Below are 13,878 nucleotides of genomic sequence, written 5' to 3' on the forward strand. Positions count from 1 at the left end.
TTATTAGGGAGAATTAATACATTATTTTTAATGTTATCCTAATTAGATTTTAGAATTAGAGTAATAAGTTTGATTGTTAAGTAGTAAAAATTTGGGGAGGATTATGATGTGGAGAATAACAAAGAATTGACATCTGAGAGTTCAAAATATAAGATTGTTTCTATATCTGTGGTAGTGATTATTTTAATTACATTTTGGTATATGTTAAATATGGTGCTTTTAACATTTATAATGACTTTTGTTTTTTATAATTTATTGGTTTCCATAAGAAAAAGAATTAGGAAATTATTTTCTTTCTATATTCCTGATTCATTGATAATTATAGTATTATATTCATTATTTGCTATATTATTAGTATTGATTAGTTATGCAGTTGTGCCAATAATTATAGTTCAACTTACAGAGTTAAGCAGGATTTTAAGTAATTTTGATGTAAATCAATTTGCTCAGTCTTTAGGGCCAAAGATTTATCCTATTGTTTCAAAGTTGGATTTTAATAAGTATATTTCACAGGCAGGATTGTTAATAGCATCGGCAGCAACCAAAGTTGGAAGTTTTGGGATAAATATATTACTAGCTTTTTTACTGAGTTTACTGCTTTTACTTGAAAAAAATGATATTAAAAAATTTGGAAATAAACTTGCAGAAAGTAAGATATCTTTCATCTATAATTCTCTTGTATTTTTTGGAAAAAGTTTTGTGAAAAATTTTGGCGATGTAATGAAAGTACAAGTAATGATTGCATTTATAAATTCTATTGTTTCTATGATTTTTTTAGGATTTATGGGTTTTCCTCAAATATGGGCTTTAGGGCTTATGATTTTTGTTTTGGGTCTTATTCCAGTAGCTGGAGTTATAGTGTCTCTAATTCCATTAACAGTAATAGCACTTAATATAGGAGGGGTAGCAAAAGTATTTGGTGTTTTGGCTATGATTTGTATAGTGCATGCAGTGGAAACATATATATTAAATCCTAAGTTGATGTCAAATAGAACAAAACTTCCAGTTTGCTTTGTTTTCATTATTTTACTTGTGGGAGAGCATTATTTAGGTGTATGGGGATTATTAATTGGAGTTCCAACATTTATGTTCCTTATGGATATATTTGGTGTGAAGTTTACCTCAAGATGATAACTTATATGATGTTAATTTACTAATACATAATGATTTAATTGTAAAAAAGAACCTATAATAGATATCTTTTAAAAGGTGTCTGTTTTATAGGTTCCATTTTATTTTTTATAAACACTATATAGTTAAGTATCAATGAAATTATTTCATTTCAAAAGTTTCACAGCTTGCATTTCCTGAGTTTATATGAACTTTTTCAGCCTTGCAAAGTTCATTTTTGTTGTATTTACATTTTACAGCCTCACAGTGAATATTATCTGTATCAACTTGGTTAGTGTCATTAGAACGACTAGTTATACCAGATGTATATTTGTCTTCAAAAGAAGCACAATAAGTATTTCCTGTAGTAGTTGCTTGCATTCCATCTACTTTTATGCTACCAGCATAACAATATCCACTAGTATTATAAGCACAGTTAGTAGCGTCACAATTTAAATTATTATTTTTCATAAATAACCTCCTAAGTTTTTTATTTAAACTTATTATGTGAAGTTATTTAAATTTTATACACTTATTTACAATTACATTTCTTACATTTAACAATTACATCTTCAGAAGTTTCTCTTCCTAAATTTTTATTAACATGATACACATCAATATTTTCAGTTGAACCACATATAGAACATTTAAAGTTATTTTCTAGCAAAGCTCTTTCTCTAAACAACTTCCAATATATAGAATTAATATAATCATTATAGTTTACCTTAAGGCATGTTTCAAGAAAGTTTATGTATAGATTGTCTAAATCTCCTGTATTTAAGTCTGTATATTCTGGTTCAAAATATTCACAGCATCCTCTAAAATCAGGTTTGGTATCTGAAATAACACATTTAATATCATATCTGTAATCTAGGCTAGGCCCCTTCAATGAAAGGTGTGTACAAAAAGAACAAGATGTTTCTGGTAAATTTTTTTCTAGTTCATGTAATTTATTATTCATAAGTATTCCTCCAAAAAATTATTTTGAGTATATAAACAAGTAGATTATTTTAAATCTTTTATTTATTTATATTAGATATATAGGATAAATATTCCAATAAAAGGTATCTGTTTATTTATTAATGTGTCTAATAAAAAAGAGGCTAATCTCTATTTTGAGACAGCCTCTTTTTATTGAATTATTTAAAATTAAAAGTTTTAATAAAAATCTAATAATATTTATATTTAGCTAGCTAGATTTGTATCCGTTTTGTTTTTTAGTTTTCTACCATAGTATACAGTTAAAACCGCATATAAAACAGTAAAAATGGTAGCTAAAATATATGATATGTTTATACTTAGGTTGAATCCAATTTGAGCATTGAATATATAACTAGAAATTACAAAAGAATAAAACATACCTGGGATTAAGCTTATGATATAATTTTTTTCTTTGATTATAAGATAAACTGTAATCATAGCAAAGGCGAATATAGCAATAGTTTGGTTACTCCAAGAGAAATATCTCCATAATATATTAAATCCAGAAGCACTAAGTTTTGCAAATATAAGGATAGCTATAACAGGAATAAATATACAGATTGATAATATAACACGATGTTTCTTTTCTTTTTGGTCATAATGGAAGTAATCTGCAAGCATTAATCTTAAAGATCTTAAAGCTGTATCTCCAGAAGTTATTGGTAAAACAATAACACCTATTATAGCTATAATGCCACCAACAGAACCAAGTAAGTCTCTAGCAACTAAACCTATTACATCAGGAGAACCTACCAATTCACTAGGTATTCCTTTATTGTAAATACCCATAGCAGCTGCAGCCCAAATCATTGCAATTAAACCTTCCAAAATCATCATATTATAAAAAGTACTTCTACCTTCTTTTTCATTTGAAACTGATCTTGCTATAAGAGTAGCTTGAGTTGAGTGGAATCCAGAAACAATACCACAAGCAACTGTAACAAAGAATGTAGGGATAAGAGGAATTCCATTAGGATGGATGCCCTTCCAGTTTGCTAGGCTTAAATTAGCTAAGTCATAACCTTGTGTAAATATTCCAATTCCAACGCCAGCAGCAGATAAAAGTAGAATGGCTCCAAATATTGGATATATTTTTCCTATTATTTTATCAATTGGAAATAGTGTTGCACATAAATAATATACAAAGATGATTCCATAAACTATCCAAACGACTGGATTATTGATAGTTGATTTCATATTTAAAATTTGAGTAACTACCAAATCTCCAGGTGTATAAATAAAAACTGCACCAACTAAAAGCATTAATAAGCAAAGGAAGATATTATAAACTTGAAAGACCTTATTACCTAAAAATCTGCTGATAAGAGAAGGCATCTGTGCTCCTTTTTCTCTTATACTAATCATTCCACTCATATAGTCATGTAAAGCTCCCCCCAATACACAACCAATAGGAATTAGTATAAATGCAATTGGACCAAATAAAATACCTTGTATAGGTCCTAAAATCGGTCCTGTACCAGCTATATTAAGCAACTCAATAAGACTATTTTTCCATTTTTTCATTGGAACATAGTCTACTCCATCACTTTGAGCAAGTGCAGGTGTTTTTCTGTCATCTGGGCCAAATACTTTTTCACAATAAGCGCCGTATAAAGCACCTCCTATTAGTAAAATAGCCAAACCAATTAAGAATGTTGTCATAACATCACCCCATTTATAAAATTTTTTTGGATTCTGTATACATATTATCTGAATGTGTAAGTTTTTATAAGATTTTATACTTAAAGTGCTTACAAATTCTATAAAGTATTAAAACTAATATAATTTCAGAAATAAATACATATACATAATCATGCACTTAGTATACATGTATTTGGAAAAAAATTCAATATTATAACGAGAAAGAATATAAAAAATATTCTGATAATACTCTACAAAAAATTAAAAAATACAAAAAAATAATTTAAATAGCTATGAAAAAATGATAAATCAATTGATAGTGTAAGTGTCTATATCTTAACAATATTAAGAGATCTAAAATTCTTGAAGAAAAAATAGTCAAGTGATATAATGAATTTACAGGTGTATATACACTAGTACATATAGAAAGCGGTGCAATTATGGATAAAGATTTAACATATCAAATCAAAGAGCTAAAGAAAGAAAAAAATGCAATAATACTTGCTCATTTTTATCAACCACCAGAAATACAAGAATTAGCAGATGCAGTTGGAGATTCGTATTACTTAAGTGAAATTGCTAGAGATTGTAAAGAAGAAGTGGTTGTATTTTGTGGTGTGAGATTTATGGGAGAAAGTGCTAAGATATTATCACCTGAAAAAACTGTATTGATGCCAGTAAGTAATGCTGGATGTGCTATGGCAGATATGGTAGATGAAGAAGGCGTGATAAAACTAAAACAACAGTATCCAAATGCTTTGGTTGTATGTTATATAAACTCTACAGCTAAAGTTAAAGCACATTGTGATGTTTCAGTTACATCATCTAGTGCAATTAAAATATTAGAAAACATAGATAATAAAGAAATTATATTCCTTCCAGACAAGAACCTAGGAGGATATATTGCAGAAAAATTCCCTAATAAAGAATTTATATTTTGGGATGGATATTGTAAATATCACAACAATATAAAAGTTGAAGAAATAATTGAATTAAAAGAAAAGTATAAAGATGCAGAAGTATTGGTACATCCAGAATGTAAAAAAGAAATAAGAGACTTAGGAGATTATGTAGGGAGTACATCAGGAATAATAAAATATGCTACTAACAGCAAAAATACAGATTTTATAATAGCAACTGAAGAGGGTATCTTACATGAATTAAAGAAAAACAATCCTAATAAAAATTTTTATATTCCAGGTGGAAGAATACTATGTACAGATATGAAAAAAACGACATTAGAGAATTTGCATAGTACTCTTAAAAATATGGAAAACGAAGTTATTGTAGAAGATGAAATTATGGAAAAAGCTTTAAATTCACTGCTTAATATGCACAGATTAGCAGAAGGATAGAGGGATAGACTTATGAATTTAGAACAGGATGTTTTAGTAATTGGAAGTGGTGTTTCGGGATTATATTGTGCATTAAATTTGGATAAAAATTTAAATGTGTTAGTAGTATCAAAATCTACAATTGAAAACAATAATACATATCTTGCACAAGGTGGAATTTCGACTGCTAGAAATATTGATGATATAGAGTCTTTTGTAGAAGATACAATGAAGGCTGGTCAGTATAAAAATAGGGTCGAAGCAGTCAAAGTTCTTGCAGATGAATCTATAGAAAATGTAGGTCAAATAGTAGACTATGGTATGCCTTTAGACAAAGAAAATGGAGAGATAGATTATACAAGAGAGGGAGCTCATAGCGTAAATAGAATAGTTCATAGCAAAGATAATACAGGAGAGGTTGTTTTTAAGACTCTATTAAAAGAAGCTAAAACTAGAGAAAATATAACTCTTATAGAAGATGCTTATCTTTTAGATATATTAAAAGATGGTAATAAGTGTGTAGGAGCTAGAATTTTTAAGTCTCAAAAAGAAATTCATATCTTTTCAAAGGTAGTAGTTTTAGCTACAGGTGGAATTGGTGGACTTTTTAAAAATTCTACTAATCAAAGACACCTTACAGGTGATGGAATTGCCATAGCATTAAGAAATAATATTAAAATAGAAAATTTAGAATATATTCAAATACACCCAACAGCTTTCTATGAAGAAAATAGTGAAGGCAGAAGGATGCTTATATCTGAATCTTTAAGAGGAGAAGGGGCTAAGCTTTTAAACAAAAACAAAGAAAGATTTGTAGATGAACTCCTTCCAAGAGATGTAGTTTCAAAAGCTATTTTTGAACAAATGGAAAAAGATGATTTACCTTATGTATACTTAGATGCAACACACTTAGATAGTGAATATTTAATTAATAGATTTTCTTTTATATACAATGAATGTTTAAATAGAGGAACAGATATAACCAAAGAATACATAAAGGTATCTCCTGCACAACATTATTTTATGGGGGGAATACATGTTGATTTAGATTCAAAAACATCTATGGAGAACCTATATGCAGTAGGTGAAATTAGTTGTACAGGTGTTCATGGAGCTAATCGACTAGCAAGCAATTCACTACTTGAAGGTCTTGTATTTTCAAAAAGAGCAGCTAAAAATATAAACTCAGTTATAGGTAGTATAGAAGTGAAGTTTATAGATGTACCAAATATAGATGTGGATGTGGAAAAAGTAAAGGAAGAGAATAAAATATTAGTTATAAAAGAAATAGAAAGAACAAGTGAGGATTTTGGCGATGAATTATTTGATTATTGATAAAATGATACAAGATGCTTTAATAGAAGATGTTCCAAGTGAGGATATAACAACTAATTCTATTGTAGATGAAAATTCTAAGTCTACTGTAGATTTAATTTGTAAACAAGATGGTATAATAGCAGGTTTAGGTGTGTTTAAAAGGGTTTTTGAAATACTTGGAGATGTAGAGATAGAGTTGTATAAAAATGATGGCGATAGGGTAAATAATGGTGAAAAGATAGCTGTATTAACTGGAAATACTAGAAACTTACTTGTGGGAGAACGTGTAGCTTTAAATTATTTACAAAGAATGAGCGGAATAGCTACTACTACAAGCATGTATGTGGAAAAACTTGAAGGTACAAATACTAAACTATTGGATAGTAGAAAAACAATACCTAATCTTAGAATTTTAGATAAATATTCTGTAAAAGTAGGTGGAGGATGCAATCATAGATTTAATTTATCTGATGGAATATTACTCAAAGATAATCATATTGGAGCTGCAGGTAGTGTTAAAAATGCAGTTGAATTAGCTAGAAAAAACACTTCTTTTGTCAGAAAAATAGAGGTAGAAGTGGAAACTCTAGAGATGGTAAAAGAAGCTATAGAGGCTAAAGCAGATATAATAATGTTAGATAATATGAATTTGGAGACAGCAAAAAAGGCTGTAGAAATGATAGATGGGAGAGCAGTTGTAGAGTTTTCTGGAAATGTAAATTTAGATACAATAGAATCTATAGGAAAAATTGGTGTTGATGTTGTCTCTGTGGGAGCGCTTACACACTCAGTAAAAGCTCTTGATATAAGTATGAAAAACTTAAGAAATATATAAAAAAGTATTAAAATAGATTTAATTTAATAATATGATAAATAATTAAAATAGATTACTTAAATAAGTTAGATAAATTTAAGTAATCTATTTTTTATTTATTAAAGTTAACTGAAAAGACAAAATAATAAAAAAGTAATTGAATAAATATAGATAAACGCTATATACAACTTTCATAATATAGTTATTATCAATTTTACAGATAAATACGAATAAACTTATAATATAATTACATATGTAAAATTTTGTATAAAATTTAGATGAAAAAGTATAGGGGGAATAAAAATGAAAGTAGCTTATATTTTTAGTAGTACTAACGCACACAAAATTCTAGACAAAATGATAATACCACAATTAGAACAAGGAACTCATGGAGTAGATGTCTTAGGTATGTTTTTCTTTATGGATAACACCTTATTTTTGTCTAAAGATAATCCAGTAGGAGAAAGATTAAGTAAATTACATGAAAAGACAGATATGATAATAATGGCTTGTGACCAGTGTGCTATAGAAAGAGGTATAGAGGATAACTTGGTTGATGGAGCTACAATTGGATGTTTCCCAAATTTATATGCTTGTTTAGGTGGTGCAGGTGTGGACCAAGTTATAACATTATAAAATCTTGAGGTATACAATCCATAGAAAAAATTTTCTATGGATTATTTTAAGTAAAAGATAAATTGTTTAGAGTAGGGGATGGACAAATGGCTAAAATTTTAGTTGAATTCATAAATACTTGACCATCTTGTGATGAGCATGGAGTGTTTATAAAAAAAATATCTGAGAAGTATACTGATAAATTAGAAGTAAAACTTTACCAAGCAGGTAAGGATTTCTCATATGTCAAGAAGTATGGAATTATAACAAAAGGAACATTAATAATAAACCAAAAAAAGAAGTACGATAGATTAAATAAAGATACAATCGAAAAGGCAATAGTAGAAGCTATAAATAATAGTTAAAAGTTTAAAAATTAGGAGCAGTAAAAATGAATATATTAGAAATTGTTTTAAGTGGAGTGAAAAACACTGTAGTAGCTTCCATAGTTACACTAAATGGAGCATCGGGATGGCTTATGATAAGTTTTGTATTGGCAGGAGTTCTTCACAATGTTTTAACGCCAAAAAGGTTTCAAAAACAACTTGGAAATAAGAAGTTTTCTTCTTTGATTAAGAGCACTATTTCAGGGATGTTTTTACCAATTTGCAGTTGTGGTGTAATACCATTGGGGATAAGTATGTACTATTCGGGAGCATACTTAGGTCCAGTACTTGCTTTTATGACATCAACTCCAATAATAAATCCAATAGCTGTAGTTCTTTGCTTAGGTCTTTTGGGACCTAAAATTACAATCATTTATCTTATATCTGGATTTTTAGTACCATTTTTAGTAGGAGTTTTGGGGAATACTTTTGGAAAAGAAGAATTATTTCTGCAAAATGACTCAGATGAAGAAGCTATAGAATTAGAAGAAGAAAAGAGAAGTTTTATAGAAAATATGATTGATGGGCTTAAATGGTCTTTTGGAGAGTTAGCACTTACTATTAGTAAATATGTAATAATGGGGATGCTTTTTGCCGGATTTATAACAACAATTTTTCCAAATAGTATAATTCAAAAATATTTAGGCAATCCAGGTTTACTATCTCTTGGAAGTATCTCAATACTTGCATGTGTTATGTATGTATGTGCTGTAGGACATATTCCATTTATAGCAGCTCTTGTTGCAAGTGGAGCATCTCCTGGGATAGCCATAACATTTTTGATAGCTGGGGCAGCGACAAACTTACCAGAACTTATAAGCATGTGTAAACTTATTGGAAAAAGAACTGTTGTTATATATTCAGTTACACTAACACTCTGTTCAATAATAATAGGTTATATAACAAATTTACTTTTTGCAAACAACAATACTGTGAATTTAGAGACAACAAATTCTTCAATACAATTAGCAAATAAACTAATGTTAAATATACCAGATAGTTTTGAATATATATGTACTATTTTAATTATTTTATTTGCACTTAAAGCAGTAATACCAAAGATGAAAGAGGTCATAGGAAATCATGCTTAAAAAGGTACTTATAATATCATGTGTAGTGATTGCATTAATAGTTTTATCAAGGGTAGTTGATGATAACCTTAAACAAAATGGCTCTATTCCAAATGTAAATCAAGAAACATTAAAATATTTCAAGAAAAATTATAAGGAAGATATAATAACTTGTGCTGAAGAAGACTTAAACAATGATGGAAAAAAAGATTTAGTAGTTATATATAAAAAAGGTAATAATTCAAATGAAATGGTAGTGGTAGTTTCTGATAAAGATGGTCATTATATAACAAAACCAATACCAGCACCTATAGAGAATCAAACTATAACTTTTAAAAATATTGATGAGAAGCCACCAATAGAAGTAATAGTGTCAGGTTCTAAAAATGGCAATGTAGGATACGCTATTTACAGAGTAGAGGGTAAAAAACTTGTTGATTTATTTGGAGAAGATATGGACAAGTGTTGCTAAAAATAAAAATAATACATAATAAGGTGGGGAATTGAAATGAAAGTATCTAAAAAGATTCAAGCATCAATCTTAGTTAGTGTAATGGGAGCATCTATACTAACTGGATGTAGCAGTAAACCGAAAGAAGAGGGGAAAAAAGCTGGAAATGATGATTATGCGATAACAGTAGGGTATTATAATTGTGACCATATGACAGCTGGACCAGTAGCAGAAGCAGCAGGAATATATAAAGATTTAGGTCTTAATGTAAAAACTGTTGGGAATGGTAAAGTTCCTGAAGCCATGGCAGCAGGTAAGATGGATGCTGGTTATATAGGAACAAAGGGGCTAGTAGGAGCCATACCTAAAGGTTCACCAATAACAATAGCAGCAAATAATCACACAGGTGGGTCTGAATATCTAATAGTTTCAAATGATATAAAAGAGCCTAAGGATTTAGTGGGTAAAAAAATTGCAACAGATATGAGTGATTTCTTATGGACAAGTGATTATGGACCAGAAACAGGATTACCAACTGATTCATCAAAATATGAAGTTGTAAATATGGATTCAGATAAAGATAAATATTTAGCTCTTAAAACTGGAAAGATACAAGCATTTACATCTTGTGACCCTTGGGGTTCTGTAGCTGAAAATGATGGAGTAGGAAAAATAATAGCATCAACTCAATATAAAGAAAAAGCTAATGATAAAGAATATAACTGTTGCTCATTCTCATTGAATAAAAACTTTATAAAAGAGCATCCAGATTTAGCAAAACAATTGGTTTTAGCTCATACTAAAGCAATAGAATATATATATACAAATCCAGCAGAAGCAGCTAAAATATTTGCAAAATATTATAATGTAGAAGAAGAAGTTGCACTTAGAACTATTTATAAAAAGACAGTTGGAGAAGGTAGAACGCTTACTTGGAAAGTTACAGGAGAAGAATATAAAAACAATTTACAAATGTATAAAGATTTAAAGGCATTAGACGATATACCTAAATATGAAGATACAATTGATACAAGTTTATTAGATTCTTGTGGGGCAGACGATTTCGATAAGTTTATAAAAGAAAAAGTTAATCCAGAGTTTCCAGAAGGCATGAGTTATGAAGATTGGAAGGCAAAGGTATTATAAGTAAATGGAGAGAATAAAAAATATAATAATACTTTTTATCATTATTTTAGGAAGTATATTTATAATATTTTTTAATTTTGAAGATAAAGAAGAAATAAGAGGAAAATTAAGAATAGGGGTATCTGATGATACCTCTGGTTTTGTAATAAATTATATGATAAATAAAGATTACTTTGAAAACATAAAAGTAAGCGATGTAATGGAGACTTTTACAATTAATGATTGCTGAGCAAGTACAATGCAATGGGCTCTGAGTTCAGAGGAAATAGATATAGCAATCATATGTAAAGATGCAGCAAAGCAGTATGTAAATGCAACGAGTGAGTTTGAAATTGTTGGTACAGTAGTTCAAAATTCAGATATATTTTTATTAAAGAAGAACAATCCTCAAAAAATAGGAATAATTCAAAATAGAAATTATCAATCTGAATTAGTAAAAAAATACTATGAAAATATAAAAGTTTATCCATTATTAGGGACAGCGCTAGCATATGGACTAGAAAGTAATTTAGTAGATGGTGTTGTAATAGATTGCATAAAAGCAATTGGGTTAGAAGGCGAAAAAAAATCTACAGCTGAATTAGGTGACTATGATACATATGTATTAGTTGTGAATAAAGAGTTTAAGAAAAGCAAGTCGTATAGTGATTTTATAAAACTATACAATAAAAGTGTTGATGATTTAAAGAATGAAGCTATATTTAAGAAATCATTAAAAGAGTATAAGAATATAAGAAATATAGATATGGAGGAAATAAGAAGTTGGAAATTAAAATTTCTAAAGATAGAGGAGATAGAATAGCTAAGAAAAAATCTAAAAGTAGTATGGACATTTTATATAAAATAATACTCTTAGTTATTATATTTTTAGCCTGGCATTTTGCAGCAAAAGATATAGGGAGTTCTTTATTACTCCCAATGCCAGTAGATGTAATAAAAGGTTTCTTTTACTGTGTGACAGATGCAGAGACAGTGACTAATCTGTTTATAACATTGCAAAGAGTGCTTAAAGGATTTATGTATGCATTATTGTTTGGACTTCCAATAGGATTTATTATGGGATTTTCTAAGACTTTTGAAAAGCTTTTATCTCCAGTAGTAGATTCTGTAAGACAAGTTCCTATAATGGCATGGGTTCCTCTTACAATAGTATGGTTTGGTATAGGAGATGGTCCAACAATATTTTTAATAGCTTTTTCAGGTGTTTTTCCCATAATTTTAAATACTATTCAAGGTGTAAGAGCAATATCAAAGGATTATTATAATGCAGCTAGAAGTATGGGAGCATCACCAATTGTAATATTTGCAAATGTAATAGTACCAGCATCTCTTCCAGATATATTGACTGGTTCAAGAATTGCTATAAGTACAGGATGGATGTCTGTTATCTGAGCTGAGTTTATAGCTACGAGTGCCGGTCTCGGTTACTCCATGGTACAAGCTCAGACATTGATGCATACAGATGTATTAATTGGGCTTATGATATTTGCAGCTTTAATAGGATTTATAATAGATAGAGTACTAAAATTTATAAATAAAATCCTTTGTAGATGGAGGTTTGCAGATTAATGAAATTAAGTGTGAGAGATATAAATAAAACATTTGTAAATAGCAAAGTAGATACAAAGGTTTTGGAAGATATAAGTATAGATATAGAAAATGGTCAATTTGTTTGTCTTTTAGGACCATCAGGATGTGGAAAAACAACTTTACTTACTATAATAGGTGGATTTCAAAAGGCAGAGAGTGGAGATGTTTTTATAAATGATAAAAAAGTTAAAAAACCAGGTATAGATAGAGCTTTTATATTTCAAAACTACGCTCTATTTCCGTGGAAGACTATAAGAGGCAATGTTCTATTTCCTATGAAACAACAAAAAATACCAAAAGAAAAGAGAGAAGAGATGTTGGAAGAGCTTTTGGTTATGTCTGATTTAAAAGGGAAAGAAAAGTTGTTTCCTCATCAATTGTCTGGAGGAATGAAACAAAGAGTTGCTATGATAAGAGCTTTAGCATGTAATCCTGAAGTATTATTGATGGATGAACCATTAGGAGCAGTTGATTTTCAAATGAGACAAAACTTACAAGAAGAACTTGAAAGAATATGGATAAAAAAGAAAATAACTGCATTAATGGTAACTCATGATGTTGATGAAGCTGTATATATGAGTGATAGAGTTATAGTAATGTCAAGAGATAAGGGAAGGATTCTTGACGATATAAATATAGATATTCCAAGACCTAGGGCTAGAGGGAGCCAAGAATATGAAGAATATAAGAATAAATTAACTGACATTTTGTCAAAATGTTATGATGTTTAAAGAGGAGTAGAAATGAGTCAAATAGAAAAATACAATAGTTTAGATGATACACAACGAAAAATAAGAATATATATTATGGATATGATAATAGATAAATGTTCTAGTGTTACACTTAAAGAAGTAATTGAACATATAAGTGAAAATTTAAATTTAGAAGAAGAATATCTAGAAACTACACTAAAACATTTTATTGATAAAAATATAATGGTTGTTGATGAAGATAGTATAAATTTTATATATCCAGTATCAGCATTACCTACTAATCATAAAGTTACATTAAGTGATAATCGAAGCTTTAGTGCAATGTGTGCTATAGATGCAATAGGAACTTCTTGTACATTTAATCAAGATGTAAGAATAAATTCTATTTGTAGTGCCACAGGTAAAGAAATAGAAATATTTATAAAAGATGAAAAAATTGAATATGTAAACAATCCAGATTTAAGAGTGCTTCATATAAATCTTGATAAGCATTCAAATTGGGCAGCAAGTTGCTGAAATGTAATGAATTTCTTCTGGACGAAGAATGATTTTGATGCATGGACAAAAGAAGCAGGGTTATCAGATGATGAAGATATATATTGTTTGGATATTAATGAAGCAATAGTAGAGTCATATAAAATATTTAAACTTGAACAAAAAGTATTAGTATAAGAATACATCTATCAAAAACTAAAAATATCCTTTAGACA

Annotated in this window: 16 protein-coding genes; 13 read left to right on the forward strand and 3 right to left on the reverse strand. The window is 28.9% G+C overall.

Features of this window, described 5'->3' with window-relative positions:
* Positions 1–108 precede the first annotated feature (108 nt).
* A complete protein-coding gene (locus tag KGF48_RS03430; RefSeq protein ID WP_227867742.1) occupies positions 109–1,131 on the forward strand; it encodes an AI-2E family transporter in 1,023 nt (340 codons plus the stop codon).
* Positions 1,132–1,272: 141 nt separating this feature from the next.
* Here the strand turns inward: KGF48_RS03430 and KGF48_RS03435 are convergent, their stop codons facing one another.
* The 3 genes from KGF48_RS03435 to KGF48_RS03445 form a co-directional block, all read right to left on the reverse strand.
* Complete coding sequence (locus tag KGF48_RS03435; RefSeq protein ID WP_021385244.1) at positions 1,273–1,581, reverse strand: DUF1540 domain-containing protein; 309 nt, start codon at positions 1,579–1,581, stop codon at positions 1,273–1,275.
* Between the two features lie 61 nt (positions 1,582–1,642).
* A complete protein-coding gene (locus KGF48_RS03440) occupies positions 1,643–2,071 on the reverse strand; it encodes a hypothetical protein (protein ID WP_227839274.1) in 429 nt (142 codons plus the stop codon).
* A gap of 224 nt (positions 2,072–2,295) precedes the next feature.
* A complete protein-coding gene (locus KGF48_RS03445; protein ID WP_227867743.1) occupies positions 2,296–3,753 on the reverse strand; it encodes a carbon starvation CstA family protein in 1,458 nt (485 codons plus the stop codon).
* A 419-nt stretch (positions 3,754–4,172) separates the two neighbouring features.
* On the opposite strand from KGF48_RS03445, the gene nadA reads away from it, so the two are divergent.
* From nadA to saoL, 12 genes are all read left to right on the forward strand, one after another.
* Complete coding sequence (gene nadA / locus KGF48_RS03450) at positions 4,173–5,087, forward strand: quinolinate synthase NadA (RefSeq protein WP_227839272.1); 915 nt, start codon at positions 4,173–4,175, stop codon at positions 5,085–5,087.
* A gap of 12 nt (positions 5,088–5,099) precedes the next feature.
* Complete coding sequence (locus KGF48_RS03455; protein WP_227839271.1) at positions 5,100–6,401, forward strand: L-aspartate oxidase; 1,302 nt, start codon at positions 5,100–5,102, stop codon at positions 6,399–6,401.
* Complete coding sequence (nadC, locus tag KGF48_RS03460; RefSeq protein ID WP_227829272.1) at positions 6,382–7,218, forward strand: carboxylating nicotinate-nucleotide diphosphorylase; 837 nt, start codon at positions 6,382–6,384, stop codon at positions 7,216–7,218. The genes KGF48_RS03455 and nadC overlap by 20 nt, the downstream gene beginning before the upstream one ends.
* 282 nt (positions 7,219–7,500) lie before the next feature.
* Positions 7,501–7,833 (forward strand): DsrE-related protein SaoD, encoded by a 333-nt coding sequence (saoD, locus tag KGF48_RS03465; RefSeq protein WP_227829271.1) that lies wholly within the window; start codon positions 7,501–7,503, stop codon positions 7,831–7,833.
* 86 nt (positions 7,834–7,919) lie between these two features.
* Complete coding sequence (gene saoT, locus KGF48_RS03470; protein ID WP_255642472.1) at positions 7,920–8,177, forward strand: thioredoxin-like (seleno)protein SaoT; 258 nt, start codon at positions 7,920–7,922, stop codon at positions 8,175–8,177.
* Between the two features lie 26 nt (positions 8,178–8,203).
* A complete protein-coding gene (gene saoE, locus KGF48_RS03475; RefSeq protein ID WP_227867744.1) occupies positions 8,204–9,289 on the forward strand; it encodes an efflux transporter SaoE in 1,086 nt (361 codons plus the stop codon).
* Positions 9,282–9,740, forward strand: a complete 459-nt coding sequence (saoC, locus tag KGF48_RS03480) for a Cys-Cys-COOH (seleno)protein SaoC (RefSeq protein ID WP_227839268.1) — start codon at positions 9,282–9,284, stop codon at positions 9,738–9,740. Before saoE ends, saoC begins: the two co-directional genes overlap by 8 nt.
* Positions 9,741–9,776: 36 nt before the next feature.
* Positions 9,777–10,865 carry an ABC transporter substrate-binding subunit SaoX gene (gene saoX, locus KGF48_RS03485; protein WP_227867745.1) on the forward strand — a complete coding sequence of 363 codons (1,089 nt, stop codon included), beginning with the start codon at positions 9,777–9,779 and terminating at the stop codon, positions 10,863–10,865.
* Positions 10,866–10,869: 4 nt separating this feature from the next.
* Positions 10,870–11,667, forward strand: coding sequence for an ABC transporter substrate-binding (seleno)protein SaoB (gene saoB, locus KGF48_RS03495; protein ID WP_255642473.1), 798 nt, complete (start codon positions 10,870–10,872; stop codon positions 11,665–11,667).
* A complete protein-coding gene (saoP, locus tag KGF48_RS03500; RefSeq protein WP_255611287.1) occupies positions 11,628–12,434 on the forward strand; it encodes an ABC transporter permease subunit SaoP in 807 nt (268 codons plus the stop codon). Before saoB ends, saoP begins: the two co-directional genes overlap by 40 nt.
* The gene (gene saoA / locus KGF48_RS03505) at positions 12,434–13,186 is read left to right on the forward strand and encodes an ABC transporter ATP-binding protein SaoA (RefSeq protein ID WP_227839264.1); all 753 of its coding nucleotides are present in this window, start codon (positions 12,434–12,436) and stop codon (positions 13,184–13,186) included. Before saoP ends, saoA begins: the two co-directional genes overlap by 1 nt.
* A gap of 12 nt (positions 13,187–13,198) precedes the next feature.
* Positions 13,199–13,840 carry a MerB-like organometallic lyase SaoL gene (gene saoL, locus KGF48_RS03510; protein WP_255642474.1) on the forward strand — a complete coding sequence of 214 codons (642 nt, stop codon included), beginning with the start codon at positions 13,199–13,201 and terminating at the stop codon, positions 13,838–13,840.
* The last annotated feature ends 38 nt before the right edge of the window (positions 13,841–13,878 follow it).

This window comes from Clostridioides sp. ZZV15-6388 (genome assembly GCF_020657755.1).
Classification (GTDB): domain Bacteria; phylum Bacillota; class Clostridia; order Peptostreptococcales; family Peptostreptococcaceae; genus Clostridioides.